The following is a 19,753-nucleotide window of genomic DNA, read 5'->3' as shown; positions in this document are numbered from 1 at the left end:
ACGGGTCTCATGAACATGCAGACGACGAACCGCCTGACCGCCGCGGAAGCGGCGCTCGTTGAGGCTTTCAACAATCAGTTCGGCGAACTGCCGGGCGACGGCGCCGTGACGGCGACCCGCGACCGGCTGCTCGACGACCTGAAGAAGGGCGGCCTGCCGACACGCAGGATCGAGGCCTGGCACTATACCGACCTCAAGAACCTGCTGCGCGAGGTGCCGGCCACGGCCGGAGACGCCGCGTCGAAAGAGATCGAGCCGTTGATCGAAGGTTCTTCGGTTCTTTCGATCGTGCAGGGCCATGCGGACCCTAGCGCAAGGGCGGGCGACCTCGAAATTTCCAGCTACGCGCAGCGCCTGATCGACGGTTCGGCTGCCGCCGCGCTCGGCGCGCTCGGCGCGGATGACGCCGTCGGCCGCATCAATGGCAGCTTCGTGCGCGACGGCTATGTCGTCGACATTCCTGCAAAGACCGAGTTCGATAGGCCGCTGGAGATCGACGTCGTTCACGCCGGCGGCCAGATCCATACACGCCTGCCGGTGTCCTTCGGCGAAAACGTCAAGGCGACCGTGATCGAGCGTCACCTGTCGGTGACCGGGGACGCGGCATTCGTATCCCATGTCAGTGACATCACTATCGGCGAGGGCACGGAACTCATCTGGATCATCCTGCAGCAGCAGGGCCGCGAGGATACGCATCTCGGCCAGATCCGTATCGATCTCGGCGCCAATGCCAAGCTGAAGCTCTTTGTCATCAACGCTGGCGGCAAGCTGGTGCGCCAGGAAATGCATATCAAGGTGACGGGCGAGGGTGCGGACCTGACGCTCCGGGGCATCAACCTGCTCGGCGGCGATACGCATACCGACGTGACGATGGTGCTTGGCCACAACGTCCCGCACACCGGTTCGACGGAGATCATCCGCAACGTCGTCTTCGACCGCGCCAAGGGGGTCTTCCAGGGCATTATCCGGGTTGCGCCTGACGCGCAGAAGACCGATGCGAAGATGTCCTGCAACACGCTGCTGATGTCAGACGATGCCGACTTCTCGACAAAGCCGGAGCTTGAGATCTTCGCCGACGACGTCCAGTGCGGCCACGGTGCGACCGTTACCGACATCGATGATAATCATCTCTTCTATATGATGGCGCGCGGCGTTCCGGAGAACAAGGCCCGTGCGATGCTCGTCAATGCCTTCGTTGCGGAGATCGTCGAAGAACTTGAAGACGAAGACCTGGTCGAGGCGCTGGAAGGCGTCATCGCGGCCTGGCTCGAAAAGCACGCCTGATCGGATAAGCGCCATGGACAAGATAGTACCGGCAGCCACCTACGACGTCGAAGCCATCCGCAAAGATTTTCCGATCCTTGCGCGGGAAGTCTATGGTAAGCCACTGGTCTATCTCGACAACGGCGCGTCCGCACAGAAGCCGCAGGGCGTCATCGACGCCATCTCGCGGACCTATTCAACCGAATATGCGAATGTGCACCGTGGCCTGCATTACCTCTCCAATGCCGCAACCGAAGCCTATGAAGGCGCGCGCGAAAAGGTGCGCCGTTTCCTGAATGCGCCGTCGGTCGACGACATTGTCTTCACGAAATCCTCGACGGAGGCGATCAATACGGTCGCTCATGGCTGGGGAATGCCGAAGATCGGCGAGGGCGACGAGATCGTCGTCTCGATCATGGAGCACCACTCCAACATCGTCCCTTGGCATTTCATCCGCGAACGGCAGGGCGCCAAGCTGGTCTGGGTGCCGGTGGACGACGAAGGTGCCTTTCATATCGAGCACTTCGAGAAGAGCCTGACGGAGCGCACCAAGCTTGTCGCGATCACGCATATGTCGAATGCGCTCGGCACGATCGTTCCGGTCAAGGACGTCTGCCGTATTGCTCATGAGCGCGGCATTCCGGTCTTGATCGACGGTTCGCAAGGTGCCGTGCACCTGCCGGTCGATGTCCAGGATATCGACTGCGACTGGTACGTCATGACCGGCCACAAGCTCTACGGTCCCTCGGGAATCGGCGTGCTCTACGGCAAGAAGGACCGGCTTCGCGAGATGCGTCCATTCCAGGGTGGCGGCGAGATGATCTTCGAGGTGACCGAGGATGCGGTCACTTACAACGACCCGCCGCATCGCTTCGAAGCCGGGACGCCGCCGATCGTTCAGGCGATCGGCCTCGGTTATGCGCTGGACTATATGGAGAAGATCGGCCGCGAGGCGATTTCGCGTCATGAAGCCGAACTGACGGCCTATGCTGGCGAGCGGCTGCGGTCGATCAATTCGCTGCGCGTCTTCGGAACGGCACCCGGTAAAGGCAGCATTTTTGCGTTCGAACTCGCCGGTCTTCACGCTCACGACGTTTCGATGGTCATCGACCGGCAGGGCGTTGCGGTGCGTGCCGGCACGCATTGCGCCATGCCGCTCTTGAAACGCTTCGGCGTCACCGCCACATGCCGTGCATCCTTCGGCATGTACAATACACGTGCCGAGGTCGATGCCTTGGCCGACGCGCTGGAATATGCGCGCAAGTTCTTTGCTTGAGGAGTGTCCGTATGAGCCTGGACGAGAGCGAACAGAAGACCGACGTGCGCGAGGGCATCGTGCATTCGAGCATTCCTGCCGATGAACTGGCGCGCCTCAGCGACGACGTCATCGGGGCGCTGAAAACCGTCTACGATCCGGAAATTCCCGCCGACATCTTTGAACTCGGTCTAATCTACAAGATCGACATCGAAGACGACCGCATGGTGAAGATCGTCATGACGCTGACGGCGCCAGGCTGCCCGGTTGCCGGTGAAATGCCGGGTTGGGTCGAGAATGCCGTCGGCGCCGTCGAAGGCGTATCCGGCGTCGAGGTCGCAATGACCTTCGATCCGCCGTGGACGCCGGACCGCATGTCGGAAGAGGCGCAGGTGGCCGTCGGCTGGTATTGAGGGTCAGGCCGCCGACTTTTCATTGGCATGATGGGAGCAAGGTCGATTCCGAGAGCTTTCATTAGTTTGATGATGGTCGCAAATTCAAGATTGCCTTGGCCGCTCAGCGCCTTGTAAAGCGGTTAGCGGCTCATTCCAACCTCGCGCGCGAGCTGGCTCATGTGTTTGGCTCTTGCCAGAACGCCCAAACGCCTGGCGATGCGAGGATATACATCAATGAAAAGGCGTGGGACGAATTTCGCTTTTGATTAAGGGATTGAAGCATTAGGCATAACTGCCTAAATTGAAGAGATGAAGCGCCGGATCTTGACCCCGGTGTGGAAGGAGAATGAGCCGATGGGCTTTGCAGTGATGAGCATGACCGGCACCGCCGCGGCGCGCGTAAAGGCAATCGTTGAAAATTCCGGGCCGGACGCCAAGGGCATCCGCGTCGGCATCAAGAAAGGCGGTTGCGCCGGGATGGAATATACCATCGAGCTGGTGAGCGAACCCAATGCCAAGGACGACCTGATCGAGCGCGACGGCGCCAAGGTCTGGGTGGAGCCCTCTGCGGTCCTCTATCTGCTTGGGACGGAAATGGACTTCGAGACCACGACGCTGCGCTCGGGCTTCACCTTCACGAACCCGAACCAGACCTCGGCGTGCGGCTGCGGCGAATCCGTCGAGCTCAAGCCTGCCGATCTCGCGGCGCTTGCCGCGCGCGGCGACGCGGTGGTGCCTGCCGCGCACTGAATTCTTTGAGGCCGCACCCGAAAGCCGCCAGCGATGGCGGCTTTGTTATTTTGATTTGTCCCTTTCAGCAGCGAAACAGTTTCTACTTTATGATCATCGAAACGCTGCTACTGCTCTTTGCCAAAGGCGCGCTCCTCGGCCTCATTGTCACAGCGCCGCCGGGACCGATCGCGACTCTGTGCATCAACCGCAGCCTTCATCGTGGTTTCGGATCGGGTGCAGCCATCGGCATAGGGGCAGCGCTTGGCGATGCGTGTTATGCGCTGGTCGCGGCCGCCGGTCTCGCGATGGTTTCGGTTATCGTCGATGACTATTCGCTGCCGATTGCAGCGGCCGGCGGTGCACTTCTGATCTTTCTCGGCATCCGGGACCTCATGACGCCACCCGCCGGTGCCTTGCAGGTCGGTGCGCGCGATCTCTTGCGCACGATCGCCTCGACCTTCCTGCTGGCGATTTCCAACCCCGGCGCGCTTCTGTCCTTCGGAGGCCTCTTTGCTGGCCTTGGTTTGGTCGACGGCAAAACCGTCACCGAGGTGGCATCGATCGTCATCGGCGTGTTCTTCGGGGCGATGGTGTGGTGGACGGCGCTGAGCGCGGCGGTGAATCTCGCCCGCGACAGGATTTCAAGCGATCTCACGCTGCTGATCCGCCGCATTTCCGGGGGGCTGATCATTGCCTTCGGCACCGTCGTTCTCGGCTTTGCCGCGCGGCTGCTGCTTGCGTAGGGAGTTACGGGCGCCGGTCAGTCGCGCTTGATGCTCATCAGTAGTTCCCAGATGTCAGCGCCCCTCTCGATGACGACAGCATTTGCCTTGAAGCTTTGCTCGGCCTGGATCAGGCCTGTCAGTTCCGTGGCGGGGTCGGCACTTTGGCCTTCATCGGCAGTCAGCCTATCGAGATCGATGCGGCCATAGCCCGGCGTGCTGATACTCGCCACGTTGCTGGCGATCGCGCTGAACTTGTTGGCCTGCGTGCGCATGCCGGATAGAGCGGTAGTTTGTCGAGGAAAGGACTAGGCGAGGGCCTTTGCCCCAAGCTACTTTTGGCGCAATATGGCCGGCAATGACCGCTTGGCGCCTGCCAAGTGCTTAGTTTTAACTGCCATGCCTCTGGCTGATGGAGCTTTCGATGTCCTCAAGCTTTAACGTTCACAACGCGGCCGGCTACGAGCAGCTCATGGGACGCTGGAGCCAAAAGCTCGCGTCGCCATTCATCGAGTTTGCGGGCCTTGCCGATGGTGAGAAGGTACTCGATGTCGGTTGCGGCACGGGCAGCCTGACATTTGCCCTTGCCAAGGCTGCTGATCTGAGCGAGATCGCCGCCATCGACTATTCGCCGGTCTTCGTCGAGGAGGCAATTCGGCGCAACATTGACCCGCGCATCAAGATTGGGCAGGCGGACGCTTGCTCTTTGCCTTTCGAAGACGGAGGCTTCGACCGAGCGCTCGCACTGCTCGTTCTTCATTTCGTGCCCGAGGCCGGCCGGGCCGTTGGAGAGATGCGCCGCGTCGTGCGTCCGGGCGGGGTAGTCGCCGCAGCGGTCTGGGATCATCTCGGCGGCATGCCCGGCATGCGGATGATGGTCGACACGGTGGCGGCACTCAGCGAGACCGGGCGGCAGCTGCGCAATCGCTATTGCTTTCAGCCAATGATGCAGCCTGGCGAAATGAAGCGGACTTTTGTCGAGCAGGGTCTGCTGGACGTGACCGAAACCCAGCTGGTGATCCGCATGGAGTACCAAAGCTTTAATGATTACTGGGCACCTATTGCCGCAGGCGAAGGCCCTCTTGGCAAGTATGTGGCGACGCTCGACGCCCCTGAGCGGGCGCGCGTCGATGCTGCCGTACGCGACGCATACGAGGCGGGCCGGTTAGATGGTCCACGGTCGTTCGCAAATGTTGCCTGGGCCTGTCGCGGCATCGTTCCCTGAGCCGGCAGCCAGAGATCTGATCGGCCCCCGCCGTTTCTTACACGCACGATCCTTGATCTTAGAATCGAAGGCCCCTCCGACGAGGAGCCTTCCAGCCCCCGCTTCAAGCTCGGGGGCATTCGTCGCTGCAATCGATTCACCAGATCGATCGGCTCGACCGCTTCTACTCCGCAGCCTCTGCGTAGCTCTCCACCGGCGGGCAGGTGCAAACGAGGTTCCTGTCCCCGTACACATTGTCGACGCGGTTGACCGGGGACCAGTATTTGTCGACACGGAAGGCCCCGGGCGGGAAGCAGGCTTGTTCGCGGCTGTAGGGGCGGTCCCATTCGCCGACGAGGTCTTCCACCGTGTGCGGGGCGTTCTTCAGCGGGTTGTTGACCTTGTCCATGCGGCCTTCCTCGATGGCGCGGGCTTCCTCGCGGATCGCCAGCATTGCCTCGCAGAACCGGTCGAGCTCGGCCTTGGTTTCGGACTCGGTCGGCTCGATCATCAGTGTTCCGGCGACCGGCCAGCTCATGGTCGGGGCATGGAAGCCGCAGTCGATCAGACGCTTGGCGATGTCGTCGACCGTAACGCCTGCGCTGTCGGCCAGCGGACGCGTGTCGATGATGCATTCATGCGCGACGCGGCCGCTCTCGGACTTGTAGAGCACCCCGTAGGCGCCCTTCAGGCGGGCGGCGATGTAGTTGGCGTTGAGGATCGCAACCTTGGTTGCCTGCGTCAGGCCCTCGCCACCCATCATCAGCACATAGCTCCAGGAGATCGGCAAGATCGAGGCCGAGCCGAAGGCCGCTGCCGAGACGGCGCCTGAGCGTCCATCCGTTTCCGGGTGCCCGGGCAGATGAGGCGTCAGATGGGCTTTGACGCCGATCGGGCCCATGCCGGGACCGCCGCCGCCATGCGGGATGCAGAAGGTCTTGTGCAGGTTGAGATGGCTTACGTCGGAACCAATGTCACCGGGACGCGACAAGCCGACCATGGCGTTCATGTTGGCGCCGTCGAGATAGACCTGGCCGCCGTGCTTGTGCACGAGATCGCAGATCTCCTTCACCGTTTCCTCGAACACGCCATGTGTCGAAGGATAGGTTATCATGCAGCAGGAGAGATTTTCCGCATGCTCCTCCGCCTTGGCGCGGAAGTCGTCCATGTCGATGTCGCCGTTTTCGCGAACCTTGACGACGACGACCCTCATGCCGGCCATCTGCGCGGAGGCGGGGTTGGTGCCGTGCGCCGAGGTCGGGATCAGGCAGACGTCGCGATGGCCGTTGCCGTTGGCGATATGGTAGTTGCGGATCGTGAGCAGGCCGGCATATTCGCCCTGCGCGCCGGAATTTGGCTGCATGGAGAAGGCGTCATAGCCGGTCACGGCGCAGAGTTTTTCCGTCAGATCGTCGATCATGTCGCGGTAGCCGAGCGCCTGATCGGCCGGAGCATAAGGATGGATATCCGAAAACTCCGGCCAGGTGATAGGCAGCATTTCCGCCGTGGCGTTCAGCTTCATGGTGCAGGAGCCGAGCGGGATCATCGCGCGGTCGAGCGCGAGGTCGCGGTCGGAGAGCCGGCGGATGTAGCGGGTCATTTCGCTCTCGGCGCGATTCATGTGGAAGATCGGATGCGTCAGATATTCGCTGGTGCGCAGCAGATCCGTCGGCAGGCGGTAGCCCGGCTCGAAATCGGCGACGGCGAAATTGCCGCCGAAGGCGCGCCAGGCGGCTTCGAGCGTCGCGGGGCGCGTGCGCTCATCGAGGCTCATGCCGATCTTGGTCGTGCCAACTTTGCGCAGGTTGATACCTTCGCCGACGGCCGCGCGCAGGATGAGGCCCTGCATGTGGCCGACATCGACAGTGAGCGTGTCGAAGAAGGTTTCGGGCTCTATCCTGTAGCCTAGCTTTTCTAGGCCCTTAGCCATCAGCACGGCCTTCTGGTGGACCTGCTGGGCGATCGCCTTGATGCCCTTGGGACCGTGGAAAACCGCATACATCGAGGCCATGACGGCGAGCAGCACCTGCGCGGTGCAGATGTTCGACGTTGCCTTTTCGCGGCGGATATGCTGTTCGCGGGTCTGCAGCGACAGCCGGTAGGCGCGATTGCCGCGGGCGTCGACCGAGACGCCGACGAGACGGCCGGGCATGGAGCGCTTGTGCGCATCCTTGACCGACATATAGGCGGCATGCGGTCCGCCGTAGCCGACCGGAACGCCGAAGCGCTGCGACGAGCCGATCGCAATATCGGCGCCCATTTCGCCCGGCGACTTCAGAAGCGTCAGTGCGAGGATATCGGCCGCGACAATGGCGATCGCGCCCGTCTGGTGCAGGCGAGAGACCAGGGCGGTGAAATCGTGCACGTGGCCGTGCGTGCCCGGATACTGGAAGATGGCGCCAAAGACGTCCACCGGATCGAGATCCTTGAAGGGGTCACCGACGATGACGGTCCAGCCGAGCGGTTCGGCGCGAGTCTGGATGAGCGCGATCGTCTGCGGATGGCAGGCGGCATCGACGAAGAATGCCTTGGCCTTAGACTTCGCGACCCGCTCGGCAATCGCCATGCCTTCGGCAGCAGCGGTCGCTTCGTCGAGAAGCGAAGCGTTGGCGACGTCGAGACCAGTCAGGTCGCAGATCATCGTCTGGTAGTTCAAGAGCGCTTCCAGACGGCCCTGACTGATCTCCGGCTGGTAAGGCGTGTAGGCCGTGTACCAGGCCGGGTTTTCGAGGATGGTGCGCTGAATGACCGGCGGCGTGATGGTGCCGTAATAGCCTTGGCCGATCAGCGAAACGAGGACCTTGTTCTTGTTGGCGGTCTCGCGCAGCTTGTCGAGCGCCTCGCGCTCCGTCATCGCCGCGCCCCAGGCAAGCGCCGCCCTCTGGCGGATCGCAGACGGCACGGTCGCGTCGATGAGGCTGTCGAGGCTGTTGTAGCCGACGACGTTCAGCATGTCGCTCATTTCGGCCGGCGACGGGCCAATATGACGGCGGTTGGCGAAGTCGTAGGGCTGGTAGTCGGTAAACTGGAATTCTGTCGGCGTCGTCATTACGCGGTGAACTCCTTATAGGCCGCTTCGTCAAGCAGGCCATCGGCATCGGCCGGATTCTTGAGCTTCAGCTTGAAGAACCAGCCGGCGCCCTGCGGGTCGGAATTGACCAGCGACGGATCGGCAGTGATCGCTTCGTTGACTTCGGTGATCTCGCCATCGAGCGGACAATAGACTTCCGAGGCAGCCTTCACGGATTCGACGGTGGCCGCATCGTCATTCTTGGAAAAGGTCGCGCCCACTTCCGGCAATTCGACGAAAACGAGGTCGCCGAGCTGTTCGACTGCATAATTCGTAATGCCGACCGTCGCCACGCCGTCTTCGAGCTTCAGCCATTCATGTTCTTCGGTAAATTTCAGCATGGTTTTGTTCCTCTCTGGAAATATCTTAGCGTTTGTAGGTCGGCGTGATGAAGGGCAGGGCGGCGACCGTAGCGGGGAGATACTTGCCGCGTACCTCAGCGTAAATTTGGGTGCCAACGGCGGCATGCGAAACCGGCACATAGCCCATGGCAACCGGGCCTTCGACACTCGGGCCGAAGCCGCCCGAAGTGACCTCGCCGATCTCGGTCTTGCCTTCGGCATCCGCATAGAGCTTGGAATGCCCGCGCACCGGCGCCTTGCCTTCCGGCTTCAGGCCGACGCGGCGGCGTGTGGCACCATTATCGAGTTCGCCGAGAATGCGTGCTGCACCCGGAAAGTCCCCAGCGCGCGCTCCGCCCGTCCTGCGGGCCTTCTGCATGGCCCATTCGAGCGCCGCCTCGACCGGCGTTGTGGTGGTGTCGATGTCGTTGCCGTAGAGGCAGAGTCCGGCCTCCAGACGCAGCGAATCGCGGGCGCCGAGCCCGATCGGCTGCGCATCGGGATGTTCGAGCAACCGCCTGGCGACATCCTCCGCCTTGTTAGTGGGTACGGAGATCTCGAAGCCGTCCTCGCCGCTGTAGCCGGAGCGGGAGACGAGACAGGATACGTCGTGCAAGCGGCAGTGGCGCACGTCCATGAACTTCATCGCGGCGACATCCGCCCAGAGTTCGGCCAGCACGTCGACGGCGCGCGGACCTTGCAGCGCGACTAACGCGCGGTCGAGAAGGCTTATGTCGCAGCGGTCGCCGATGTGCTTTTGCATGTGCGCGACATCGGCCTCCTTGCAGGCGGCGTTGACGACGACGAAGAGATGGTCATCGAGATGGGTGATCATCAAGTCGTCGAGGATGCCGCCGTTTTCGTCGGTGAAGAAGCCGTAGCGCTGGCGGCCTTCGGCGAGGCCGAGAATGTCGACCGGTACGAGGCTTTCGAGTGCGAGGGCGGCATCTTCGTATCTGCCGGACTTCGCCCTCACGACGACCTGACCCATGTGGGAGACGTCGAAGAGGCCGGCGCCGGCGCGCGTCTGCAGGTGTTCCTTCAGCACGCCGGCCGAATACTGAACGGGCATCTCATAGCCTGCGAAAGGCACCATGCGGGCACCGAGCGAAAGATGCAGCGCGTGTAGCGGAGTTTTCTTGAGGGCAGCAGTATCGTCCAACGACGCCTCCGGGGTTTGCGCGTGGAATTCCATGCGCGGGCTCAATCAGAAGGCGCGGCTACGCCTTGCTTTCGAGCCCCCTCTGTCCCTGTGCCTGAGATTGTTATCCCTTCGGCGAGCGTTTCGAGAACGCTTCTCTCCAGAGTTCCGTCTGCCCTTGCTGGTCCTTTGGCCTGAGAGTTTCCGGGGCGGTTGCTCCTTCGGCACCGGCCGTCTGTAGACCGGATTCTCCCAACAGGGTTGCGGCAATTATCCGGCGGAGCAGGCTCTTGGCAAGGGGGAATGTCGCCGCCGAACAAATTTTTGTCGCGCCGTCTTTCGACAAAGTGTTGAACTGCGTCAAATGGACTTTTGCTTTTTTCGGATAAAGTGCTTAATCGCGAAATCCGCTAATGAGGATCCAGATGATGAAAACGGGCCGAAACGCTGGCATGCTGACGCGCATTCTCTGTGCGCTGAGCTTGCTTATGCTTGGCCTTGCGCATCAGGCGCCGCAGGCGGCTGCGGCGGATGCGGACTATAATAGCGCCGCATACGTCCTGCCGGACGGCACCCAGGCCTCGCTTTGCGTGACCGCGACGGACAGCGGCGGCAAGAGGGCCCCTCTGAAGCCGAATTGCGAAGTCTGCCGGCTTACGGCTTTCGTCATCCTGCCGGTGCCGGATAACGGCTCCTGGCTGCATCTCGAGTTCGCGACGCTGCATAACCCCCCGGTTGTTGCGGACACCCCCATCGGGGTGCACGCCGTCGAACGGCCGAAGTCCAGGGCACCGCCGGTTCTGGCCTGATCTCCAGCCACCACCGAAATGACACGACAATGCCGATGCGCCAGCCATTTGCGAGCTGCAGCCGGCGAGGAGATACCCGATGGAGACAATCAAGACACTCAGCGCTGCCGCTCTGGTTTTCGCAGCCGCATTCACGGCAGCGCAGGCGCATGTCACCTTTCTTGATCCGGAAGCCCCACAGGAAAAGACGTTCCTGGCAACGCTGCAGGTACCGCATGGCTGTGACGGCAAGCCCACCAACGAAGTGCAGGTGAAACTGCCGGAAGGCTTTGTATTTGCCAAGCCGCAGCCGAAGGCCGGCTGGGAACTTGAAGTGATCAAGGGCGACTATCAGAAGACCTACGACAATCACGGCACCAAGGTGAAATCCGGCGCAGTCGAAATACGCTGGAAGGGCGGCAACCTCTCGGACGATTTTTACGATACCTTCGTGATCCAAGGCAAGGTTTCGGGCGTGGATGCCGGAACATCGCTCGCCTTTCCGGTGAAGCAGCTTTGCGGCGATGCGGCCGAGGCATGGGACCAGCTCGCAACCGATGGCGGCGATCCCCATAGGCTTAAGAGCCCTGCGCCGTTGCTGAAGGTCATTGCCGGTGACGACAATGGCCATGATCACGGCGACATGGCCGGGATGGACATGAATGCTGCAGCAGGCGGCACTATAACACTCGGCGACCTCGAAATCTCCGGCGCATTTTCGAAGGCAATGCTGCCCGGCCAGCCAGTCGGCGGTGGCTTCCTTACTGTCAAGAATAACGGCAAGACCGACGACAAGCTCGTCGTCGTTTCCTCGCCTTCCGCGGGCGAAGTTCAGATGCACGAAATGGCCATGCAGAACAATGTCATGAAGATGCGTGAACTGAAGGATGGGATTGTTATTCCGGCGGGTGGGACGGTGAAGCTAGCGCCTGGCGGCCTGCATCTGATGTTCCAGAAGGTGAAGGCGCCTTTCAAGCAGGGTGAGAGCGTGCCGGTGACGCTCACCTTTGAGAAGGCGGGCAAGATCGACGTGACGTTGAAGGTTCTCTCGGCCCAGGGAAAATAACCAGCAAACGGCCTGCGGCAGTCGCCGCGGGCCATTTGCGTTCCAAAGGTGAGAAATTCAAAAATCCTCGTAGGATTTCAATGCCTGCTGCAATCCTGCCTGCGGTTGCTTGTTGCCCTTGGCCATCAGGTCGAGCGCCACTTCGGTCGACTGAATAATGCTTGCCGTTTCGCTCAGCTCCTGATCATGTCGGCCCTTGAGCTGACGGTCTGCGATCCGGCGCGCGTCCTTTGCCGCCATGCTCGTCGGCACGCGGGGAGCAATCCTCAGCGTTTCGAATGCGGCGGCGGCCGTGCTCGCGGATATGGTGACGACCTGTGTCATAGGACGTTTGATACACATCGCCGGTTCGTGCGCGGCTAAGGAAACCATTCGCATTTTAATTGAACGGTGGGATTTCTTCTCATCCAATTGGAAACGGTCAATTCGTCAGGTAAAACCAGAACGATGATCCAGGCTCTTCTTGTCGGCGCCGGCGGCGCTATCGGCTCGCTTTTGAGATATTATGTCGGCCAATGGTCGCTGCGGCTCCTGGGGCCCGGCTTTCCGTGGGGCACGCTGATTGTCAACATCGTTGGCTGTTTCGCGATTGGCGTTTTTGCCGAAATGATCGCGCGCCGGTTCAACGCCTCCGTCGAGATGCGCCTGCTGCTTATCACCGGCTTCCTCGGCGGCTTTACGACCTTTTCGGCCTTTTCTCTGGATGCGATATCGCTTTTCGAGCGGGGCGAGGCAGTCGCCGGCGGACTTTACGTCGCCGCAAGCGTCGGGCTTTCGATTGCCTCTGTCATGGCTGGTCTAGCGCTTGTGCGCGCTTTGATCTGAAAGGCAGTTTCCGCGCGAAGAAAAATGCTCTAAAGCCACCGGCAACAGCCGCGCATGGCGCGCCCAAGATTTTCCGAAAGAACAAGAATGGCCGGAATCGAACATATCAAGGTGGATGCCGACGAGGCGGGAATGCGGCTCGACCGGTGGTTCAAGATCCATTTCCCTGGCCTCGGCTTCGGCCAGCTTCAGAAGCTCCTGCGTTCGGGCCAGGTCCGCGTTGACGGTGGACGCGTAAAGACCGACGCGCGTGTGCAGCCGGGCCAGATGGTTCGCGTGCCGCCGCTCGATGTCGATGCGAAGGTCAAGAGTGGTCCGATCGCCGGGAAGGATCTGAAGCATTCCAGCGATCACCAACTACTTCAGCGTATGGTGCTGCATGAGGACGACAAGGTGATCGTGCTCAACAAGCCCGCTGGACTTGCCGTGCAGGGCGGTTCCGGTCTGACCCGTCATATCGACCAGATGCTGGAGGCCTGGACGAGCCCGAAGGGCGAGAAGCCGCGGCTCGTGCATCGGCTTGACCGCGACACATCGGGCGTGCTCGTCATTGCCCGCACACGTGGTGCCGCTCAGAAGCTGACGGCTGCCTTTCGCGAACGCGACACCAAGAAGACCTACTGGTCGTTGGTGAAGGGCGTGCCACGCAAGCATGAGGACAAGATCTCCACATGGCTCGTCAAGGAAGCGACTGCCGACGGCGATCGCATGCGCATTGCCAAGCACGGCGAGGAGGGTGCGGATCATGCCGTGTCCTACTACCGCGTCATCGAAACGGCGGCGCAAAACCTGGCCTGGCTCGAGATGGAGCCATATACCGGCCGTACGCATCAGCTTCGTGTTCATGCGCTGCATATCGGCCATCCGATCATCGGCGATCCAAAATACTTCATCGACGACCCGAACTGGGACTTTCCCGGCGGCATCCAGAAGCGACTGCACCTGCATGCCCGTCATATCGACATCCCGCATCCTGCAGGCGGACGCCTGCGCATCACAGCGCCGCTGCCGCCGCATATGGTGCAGACCTGGAACCTTCTTGGCCTTGATCTTGCCGGTGCGGAGAGGATTGACGAATGAAGCTTGTTCTCTTCGATTGCGACGGCACGTTGGTCGACAGTGCCGCCCTGATACATGAGGTGATGGCCAGAACCTTCGTTCAATTCGGTCATTCACGGCCGGATCTTTCCAGCACCAAATCGATCATCGGTCTGACGCTCGACATTGCGATTGCCCGCATGCAGGGCAAGCTGCATGTCGATGACGAGGCGATCGCCATGACGGCTCACTACAAGTCGATCTACATGAATGTCAGGCAGGAGCCCGGCATGGATGTGCCCCTTTTCGCCGGAATAAAGCCGATGATAGACGGGCTTGCCGCACGGGAAGACATCCTGATCGGCGCCGTCACCGGAAAGTCGCGCCGCGGGCTTGTCAATGTCCTCGAAACACACGGTTTCGCGCCGCATTTCATCGTCTCGCGGACGGCTGACGATTGTCCATCGAAGCCACATCCGGCCATGGTGACCGAATGCTGTGACGAAGCGGGCATGAAGGCCGCTGATGCCATTGTCATCGGCGACGCTGTCTACGATATGCAGATGGCAAAGGCAGCAGGCGCAAAGGCAATTGGTGTATCCTGGGGTTATGCCAGCGTTGACGACCTGATTGCCGCCGGCGCCGATACTGTCGCTTACCATCCGAATGACGTGCTTGACCATTTTTGAGGTGACGCCATGCGCGACCTGCTGAACGACCTTTCCGAAGGACTGAGCCACCCCGATCCGATCCGCCGCGCGCAGATCCAGATGAAAAGGCCGCTGCCGAAACGCTTCTACAAGAACGTCACGGTTGCCGAGCGGGATGACGGCTTGGCGATCGCGCTTGACGGCAAGGTCGTGCGCACGCCCGCCAAACAGGTTCTGGCAGTGCCGACAGAGGCTCTGGCTGCGCTCCTCGCCGCCGAGTGGGATGCACAGGCGGAAGTGATTGACCCGGCGACCATGCCCGTGACACGCCTCGTCAATACCGCGCTCGACGGCGTTGCGATGGACACGCAAGCCGTCTTCGAAGACATCCTGCGGTTTTCCTCGAGCGATCATCTCTGCTACCGCGCCGAAGGACCGGAACTCCTGGTGCAGCGCCAGACCGAGCAGTGGGACCCGGTTCTCGATTGGGCGGCGAATGATCTCGGCGCGCGCTTCATCCTGATCGAAGGCGTGATGCATCACGAGCAGCCGCGCGAAGCAGTCGCAGCCTTCGACGTCACTTTGCGCAGACACGACAGTGCGCTGGCACTTGCCTCCCTTCACACGATAACGACGCTAACCGGGTCGGCCATTCTGGCGCTGGCGTTTGCCGAGCACCATCTGACCATGGACGAGGTCTGGTCGCTTGCCCATCTCGATGAGGATTGGACGATCGAGCATTGGGGCAGCGACGAGGAGGGCGAACTGCGCCGTGCCAAGCGCTTTGAAGAGTTCAAGGCAGCGGCGGACGTTTTTTTGGCGCTAAAGGCCTGAAACATATTGCTTTGGCAGCCATTATGGCGAAATCTGCGACTCCGAGCGGGAGAGGTGCGGAATTCAGCATGAATTGGTTTAGGTCGCTTTTTTGTCAGCTGGGGCTGGTCTGCGCCATGTTGACGTCCTGCATGGGCCTGACCTCCGATGAGCCCGCCGCTCCTATCTACGATGTCCGCAGTGCCGTGGTTCTCGGCGGTCCCAATACGCCGCCCGAACTGCTTTCAGGCATCGGCGACCGCATCAATGCCGCCATCAATGCTACGGTTCGGACCGAGGTCTATCCGCGCGTCGTGCTGACGATTCGCATCGCTTCCCTCCAGAAAGTCACAGGCTACGACAAAAACAGGAATATCGCCAAGATCAATATCGATGCGGCGTCCGTCGACGAGGGCTCGGTCATCGCCGTCAGCTCGTTCGAGGTGACCAGCACTGCCAACGATCGGGCCATGGCGGATCAGATTCTAGCGGAGGATATCGCCGCGCGGGTCCGCTCGGCCTTTAAGCTCAATACTGGCCGCGGCTGAAGATCATGCCGCGATCGAGCGGCGAGGGGAGATTTCATGAAGGAAGTTCTCGACGAGCTGGAGCGGCGCCGGGAGATTGCCCGGCAGGGCGGCGGCCAGGCGCGCATCGAAGCGCAGCACAAGCGCGGCAAGCTGACGGCACGCGAACGGATCGACCTCTTCCTCGATGAAGACTCTTTCGAGGAGTTCGACATGTTCGTGGAGCATCGCTCGACGGATTTCGGCATGGACAAGAGCCGGATTGCCGGCGACGGCGTCGTCACGGGCTGGGGAACCGTCAACGGCCGGACCGTCTTCGTCTTCGCCAAGGATTTCACGGTGTTCGGCGGCTCGCTTTCCGAGGCGCATGCCGAGAAGATCATGAAGGTGCAGGACATGGCGCTGAAAAATCGGGCGCCGATCGTCGGCATCTATGATGCGGGCGGCGCGCGCATCCAGGAAGGGGTTGCTGCGCTCGGCGGCTATGCCGAAGTCTTCCAGCGCAATGTGCTCGCCTCCGGCGTCATTCCGCAGATTTCCGTGATCATGGGCCCATGTGCCGGCGGCGACGTCTATTCGCCTGCGATGACCGATTTCATCTTCATGGTGCGCGACACCTCTTACATGTTCGTGACCGGTCCGGATGTCGTCAAGACCGTCACCAACGAGACCGTGACCTCAGAGGAACTCGGCGGCGCCTTTGTCCACACGACGCGTTCCTCAATCGCTGACGGCGCTTACGACAACGATGTCGAAACATTGCTGCAGGTCCGTCGCCTCATCGATTTCCTGCCGCTTTCCAACACCTCGCCGGTGCCGGAGATCGAATGTTACCAGTCGGTGACGGATGGGGATCAATCGCTGGACACGCTCATCCCCGCCAATGCCAATAAACCATATGACATCAAGGAGCTGATCCACAAGGTTGCGGACGATGGCGATTTTTTTGAGATTCAGGCAAGCTTCGCCAAGAACATCGTCTGCGGTTTCGGGCGCATCGAGGGTTCGACGGTCGGCTTTGTGGCAAACCAGCCGATGGTGCTTGCCGGCGTGCTCGACAGCGATGCATCACGCAAGGCCGCGCGCTTCGTGCGCTTTTGCGATTGCTTCAGTATTCCGATCGTCACATTCGTCGATGTTCCGGGTTTTCTGCCGGGCACGGCGCAGGAATATGGCGGTCTCATCAAGCATGGGGCGAAGCTGCTTTTTGCCTATGCGGAGGCGACCGTGCCGAAGCTGACAGTCATCACCCGCAAGGCATTCGGCGGGGCTTACGACGTAATGGCCTCCAAGCATGTGCGCGGCGATCTCAACTATGCCTGGCCGACGGCGCAGATTGCAGTGATGGGTGCGAAGGGCGCAGTCGAGATCATCTTCCGCAAAGACATCACCGATCCGGAAAAGATAGCGGCACACACAAAGATGTACGAGGACCGCTTCCTGTCACCCTTTGTCGCGGCCGAGCGTGGCTATATCGACGAGGTGATCATGCCGCATTCGACGCGACGCCGCCTGGCGCGCGGTCTGAAGATGCTACGCAACAAGGATCTCTCGAATCCCTGGAAGAAGCATGACAATATTCCGCTCTGAGGTGTGAGAATCTTGAATATCAAGCGAAATCAACAGGAAGTGAACGCCCGTCACCGATCCGTGTATTCTTTCCGGTCGTTTAGGAAATTAACGCTCGACTGTCTTATCTCAAGGGAGAGCCCAAATGTCCGGTTTCGAACGTCTCAGCGCCTATCAACCCTACGCGCTGGCCGCTCTTAGGATCATCACTGCGCTTCTGTACATCGAGCACGGCACGATGAAGTTGTTTGAATTCCCGATCCCGCAAGGGGAGGGCGGCCCGCTTCCGCCGCTCATGCTCGTGTCGGCGCTTCTGGAATTCGTCGGCGGGCTGGCAATTCTCGTCGGTTTTCTGACACGTCCGATCGCTTTCATCCTGAGCGGCCAGATGGCTGTTGCCTATTTCATGGCGCATGTGCCGCTGGGCTTCTTCCCGGCCGTCAATCAGGGCGAATCGGCGATCCTCTACTGCTTCATCTTCCTGTTCCTGGTTTTCGCCGGTGCAGGCGCCTTTTCGGTCGACAAGCGCAACGCCTGAGAAGAATGCCGCGGGTTCGTCCCGCGGCATTCATCGTTATACAGTGAGCTTAAGTCCGACAATGCCGGCGACGATGAGTGCGATGCAGCCGAGGCGGGCCGCGGTGACGGGGTCGCCAAGCAGCCAGATGCCGAGCAGCACCGTTCCGACGGTGCCAATTCCGGTCCAGACCGCATAGGCCGTACCGATCGGCAGCGTTTTGACCGCCAGACCGAGCAGTACGATGCTGATCACCATGGAAATGACGGTCAGGACCGTCGGCATGGGCCGCGTGAAGCCATCGGTGTATTTCAAACCGATTGCCCAGCCACATTCAAAAAGACCTGCAAGAAACAGCAGAAACCAAGCCATCTTACTCTCCGTTTCAAAGAGCGAGGCCGTCCCCGCGACGTTTGAGCCCGCAGGGGAGCGGGCGCCGCAGTCGTCTGCGTTGGTGCTCATATGCGCAGTTTGACTGCCGTTGCAAGGTAGGAATTGGCATAGCTGCAATGCCACCGTTTCTTGCGTTCCTTATCCAAGCCGCTCGGCGTGCCACGTCAGGTGATTATCCATGAAGGTGGAGATGAAATAGTAAGAATGGTCGTAGCGCTCATGCATCCGCAGCGTGAGCTTGATATCCGTGCCCTTGATCGCCTCTTCAAAAAGCCACGGCCTCAGGCCGTTGTCGAGGAAGCCATCAGCCTTACCCTGATCGATCAGAAATTCCGGGAAGCGTGCGCCGTCGCTTACCAAGGCGCATGCGTCGTACTTGCGCCAGGCCGCACGATCGGAACCTAGATACTTTTCGAATGCCGGCGCCGACCAATCGGCGGTCGACGGCTCGACGATCGGCGCGAAGGCCGAGCAGCTCCTGAAGCGACCCGGGTTCCTCAATGCGATCGTCAGTGCCCCATGACCGCCCATCGAATGGCCGAAGATGCCCTGGCGGCCCATGTCGATGCGAAATTGCTGGGCGACGAGGGCCGGCAGCTCCTCGGTGATGTAGGTGTACATCCGATAGTGGTCTGCCCAGGGCTCTTCGGTGGCATCAAGATAGAAGCCCGCGCCTTTGCCCATCTGCCAGTTGGTGAGCTCGTCGGGAATATCATTGCCGCGTGGACTAGTGTCCGGGCAGACGATGATCAGGCCGAGCTCGGCCGCCATGCGCCGGTACTCACCTTTTTCCATGACGTTGGCGTGCGTGCAGGTCAGCCCGGAAAGATACCACAGAACCGGGCAGGGCTCCTTGATGGCCTTCGGCGGCGCAAAGACTGCGAAGGTCATCTCGCATTTGCAGGCTTCGGATTCATGCGAATACACGCCCTGCATGCCGCCGAAGGCGGTCGCCTCGGAAATGATGTTCATTCTTGATCTCCCGTTCCTGAGGCTGCCGCCTTGGCGCGACGGCAAAGCCGGTCGAAGGTTTCGAGGAACCGCGAACGGTCCTTCGGGCTGAAGGCGGCATTGTAGCCCTTGCTTTCGCCGGTTTCCCGCAGGTGCGCGCCGAGATCGCGCATGGCGCTCGCCATGCCGATGTTTGTGTCGTCGAAAACGCGCCCGGTGGGGCCGCAAACCAGTGAACCACCCGCAACGCACCGCACGGCGAGCGGCACGTCCGCAGTCACCACAACGTCGCTGTTGGTTGCGTGTTCCGCAATCCAGTTGTCGGCGGCATCGAAGGCATTGGAAACGATGACGTTACGGACCATAGGATCACGTGAGGGCCGCAGGCCGGAATTGGCGACGAAGGTCACCTTGATGCCGTGGCGTTCGGCAACCTTCAGGATTTCCGGCTTCACCGGGCAGGCGTCAGCATCGACATATATTTGCGGCATTG

Annotated in this window: 23 protein-coding genes and 1 riboswitch; of the genes, 15 read left to right on the top strand and 8 right to left on the bottom strand. The window is 60.9% G+C overall.

Annotation, left to right across the window (positions count from 1 at the left end):
- Window positions 1–9: 9 nt before the first annotated feature.
- The 5 genes from sufD to RGR602_RS10110 all read left to right on the top strand — a co-directional run bounded on the left by sufD (window position 10) and on the right by RGR602_RS10110 (window position 4,388).
- The gene (gene sufD, locus RGR602_RS10130; RefSeq protein WP_039844991.1) at window positions 10–1,284 is read left to right on the top strand and encodes a Fe-S cluster assembly protein SufD; all 1,275 of its coding nucleotides are present in this window, start codon (window positions 10–12) and stop codon (window positions 1,282–1,284) included.
- A gap of 13 nt (window positions 1,285–1,297) precedes the next feature.
- The gene (locus RGR602_RS10125; protein WP_039844990.1) at window positions 1,298–2,539 is read left to right on the top strand and encodes a cysteine desulfurase; all 1,242 of its coding nucleotides are present in this window, start codon (window positions 1,298–1,300) and stop codon (window positions 2,537–2,539) included.
- 11 nt (window positions 2,540–2,550) lie between these two features.
- Window positions 2,551–2,931: an SUF system Fe-S cluster assembly protein gene (locus tag RGR602_RS10120; protein ID WP_027512444.1), complete on the top strand. Its 381-nt coding sequence runs from the start codon at window positions 2,551–2,553 to the stop codon at window positions 2,929–2,931.
- A gap of 336 nt (window positions 2,932–3,267) precedes the next feature.
- Window positions 3,268–3,663 (top strand): Fe-S cluster assembly scaffold SufA, encoded by a 396-nt coding sequence (gene sufA / locus RGR602_RS10115; RefSeq protein ID WP_039846772.1) that lies wholly within the window; start codon window positions 3,268–3,270, stop codon window positions 3,661–3,663.
- Between the two features lie 89 nt (window positions 3,664–3,752).
- Window positions 3,753–4,388 (top strand): LysE family translocator, encoded by a 636-nt coding sequence (locus RGR602_RS10110; RefSeq protein ID WP_223843993.1) that lies wholly within the window; start codon window positions 3,753–3,755, stop codon window positions 4,386–4,388.
- Window positions 4,389–4,405: 17 nt separating this feature from the next.
- On the opposite strand, the gene RGR602_RS10105 is transcribed toward RGR602_RS10110, so the two are convergent.
- Window positions 4,406–4,642 (bottom strand): hypothetical protein, encoded by a 237-nt coding sequence (locus RGR602_RS10105; protein WP_052451524.1) that lies wholly within the window; start codon window positions 4,640–4,642, stop codon window positions 4,406–4,408.
- A gap of 149 nt (window positions 4,643–4,791) precedes the next feature.
- Here RGR602_RS10105 and RGR602_RS10100 point away from each other — a divergent pair, with 149 nt between their 5' ends.
- Window positions 4,792–5,592, top strand: a complete 801-nt coding sequence (locus tag RGR602_RS10100) for a class I SAM-dependent methyltransferase (RefSeq protein WP_039846769.1) — start codon at window positions 4,792–4,794, stop codon at window positions 5,590–5,592.
- Between the two features lie 163 nt (window positions 5,593–5,755).
- Here RGR602_RS10100 and gcvP read toward each other — a convergent pair whose 3' ends face one another.
- Genes gcvP through gcvT form a run of 3 tightly spaced genes read right to left on the bottom strand, consistent with a single transcriptional unit; the run spans window position 5,756 to window position 10,144 of the window.
- Window positions 5,756–8,620: an aminomethyl-transferring glycine dehydrogenase gene (gcvP, locus tag RGR602_RS10095; RefSeq protein ID WP_039844989.1), complete on the bottom strand. Its 2,865-nt coding sequence runs from the start codon at window positions 8,618–8,620 to the stop codon at window positions 5,756–5,758.
- A complete protein-coding gene (gene gcvH, locus RGR602_RS10090) occupies window positions 8,620–8,982 on the bottom strand; it encodes a glycine cleavage system protein GcvH (protein WP_039844988.1) in 363 nt (120 codons plus the stop codon). Before gcvH ends, gcvP begins: the two co-directional genes overlap by 1 nt.
- A 25-nt stretch (window positions 8,983–9,007) precedes the next feature.
- The gene (gene gcvT / locus RGR602_RS10085; RefSeq protein ID WP_039846768.1) at window positions 9,008–10,144 is read right to left on the bottom strand and encodes a glycine cleavage system aminomethyltransferase GcvT; all 1,137 of its coding nucleotides are present in this window, start codon (window positions 10,142–10,144) and stop codon (window positions 9,008–9,010) included.
- A gap of 151 nt (window positions 10,145–10,295) precedes the next feature.
- Window positions 10,296–10,388: riboswitch (glycine riboswitch) on the bottom strand.
- A 160-nt stretch (window positions 10,389–10,548) separates the two neighbouring features.
- On the opposite strand from gcvT, the gene RGR602_RS10075 reads away from it, so the two are divergent.
- Window positions 10,549–10,932 (top strand): hypothetical protein, encoded by a 384-nt coding sequence (locus tag RGR602_RS10075; RefSeq protein ID WP_039846767.1) that lies wholly within the window; start codon window positions 10,549–10,551, stop codon window positions 10,930–10,932.
- A 79-nt stretch (window positions 10,933–11,011) separates the two neighbouring features.
- Window positions 11,012–11,977, top strand: a complete 966-nt coding sequence (locus RGR602_RS10070) for a copper chaperone PCu(A)C (RefSeq protein WP_039844987.1) — start codon at window positions 11,012–11,014, stop codon at window positions 11,975–11,977.
- 57 nt (window positions 11,978–12,034) lie between these two features.
- On the opposite strand, the gene RGR602_RS10065 is transcribed toward RGR602_RS10070, so the two are convergent.
- Window positions 12,035–12,301, bottom strand: a complete 267-nt coding sequence (locus RGR602_RS10065; RefSeq protein ID WP_039844986.1) for a hypothetical protein — start codon at window positions 12,299–12,301, stop codon at window positions 12,035–12,037.
- A gap of 123 nt (window positions 12,302–12,424) precedes the next feature.
- On the opposite strand from RGR602_RS10065, the gene crcB reads away from it, so the two are divergent.
- The 7 genes from crcB to RGR602_RS10030 all read left to right on the top strand — a co-directional run bounded on the left by crcB (window position 12,425) and on the right by RGR602_RS10030 (window position 17,937).
- Window positions 12,425–12,802, top strand: coding sequence for a fluoride efflux transporter CrcB (crcB, locus tag RGR602_RS10060; protein WP_039844985.1), 378 nt, complete (start codon window positions 12,425–12,427; stop codon window positions 12,800–12,802).
- Window positions 12,803–12,889: 87 nt separating this feature from the next.
- A complete protein-coding gene (locus RGR602_RS10055) occupies window positions 12,890–13,882 on the top strand; it encodes an RluA family pseudouridine synthase (protein ID WP_039844984.1) in 993 nt (330 codons plus the stop codon).
- On the top strand, window positions 13,879–14,529 hold the full coding sequence (locus RGR602_RS10050; protein WP_039844983.1) for an HAD-IA family hydrolase: 651 nt from the start codon (window positions 13,879–13,881) through the stop codon (window positions 14,527–14,529). Before RGR602_RS10055 ends, RGR602_RS10050 begins: the two co-directional genes overlap by 4 nt.
- A 9-nt stretch (window positions 14,530–14,538) precedes the next feature.
- On the top strand, window positions 14,539–15,324 hold the full coding sequence (locus RGR602_RS10045) for an ATP12 family chaperone protein (RefSeq protein WP_039844982.1): 786 nt from the start codon (window positions 14,539–14,541) through the stop codon (window positions 15,322–15,324).
- A 68-nt stretch (window positions 15,325–15,392) separates the two neighbouring features.
- Complete coding sequence (locus tag RGR602_RS10040; protein ID WP_039844981.1) at window positions 15,393–15,851, top strand: hypothetical protein; 459 nt, start codon at window positions 15,393–15,395, stop codon at window positions 15,849–15,851.
- Window positions 15,852–15,887: 36 nt separating this feature from the next.
- Window positions 15,888–17,420: an acyl-CoA carboxylase subunit beta gene (locus tag RGR602_RS10035; RefSeq protein ID WP_039844980.1), complete on the top strand. Its 1,533-nt coding sequence runs from the start codon at window positions 15,888–15,890 to the stop codon at window positions 17,418–17,420.
- Between the two features lie 124 nt (window positions 17,421–17,544).
- Complete coding sequence (locus tag RGR602_RS10030) at window positions 17,545–17,937, top strand: DoxX family protein (protein WP_039844979.1); 393 nt, start codon at window positions 17,545–17,547, stop codon at window positions 17,935–17,937.
- A 36-nt stretch (window positions 17,938–17,973) separates the two neighbouring features.
- On the opposite strand, the gene sugE is transcribed toward RGR602_RS10030, so the two are convergent.
- The 3 genes from sugE to RGR602_RS10015 form a co-directional block, all read right to left on the bottom strand.
- Window positions 17,974–18,288, bottom strand: a complete 315-nt coding sequence (sugE, locus tag RGR602_RS10025) for a quaternary ammonium compound efflux SMR transporter SugE (RefSeq protein WP_039844978.1) — start codon at window positions 18,286–18,288, stop codon at window positions 17,974–17,976.
- Window positions 18,289–18,447: 159 nt separating this feature from the next.
- Complete coding sequence (gene fghA, locus RGR602_RS10020) at window positions 18,448–19,281, bottom strand: S-formylglutathione hydrolase (protein ID WP_039844977.1); 834 nt, start codon at window positions 19,279–19,281, stop codon at window positions 18,448–18,450.
- The gene (locus RGR602_RS10015) at window positions 19,278–19,751 is read right to left on the bottom strand and encodes a YaiI/YqxD family protein (protein WP_039844976.1); all 474 of its coding nucleotides are present in this window, start codon (window positions 19,749–19,751) and stop codon (window positions 19,278–19,280) included. Before RGR602_RS10015 ends, fghA begins: the two co-directional genes overlap by 4 nt.
- Between the last annotated feature and the right edge of the window lie 2 nt (window positions 19,752–19,753).

This window comes from Rhizobium gallicum bv. gallicum R602sp, assembly GCF_000816845.1.
Taxonomy (GTDB): domain Bacteria; phylum Pseudomonadota; class Alphaproteobacteria; order Rhizobiales; family Rhizobiaceae; genus Rhizobium; species Rhizobium gallicum.
Note: the sequence above shows the minus strand (reverse complement) of the source record. Positions and strands in the feature narration are given on the sequence as shown.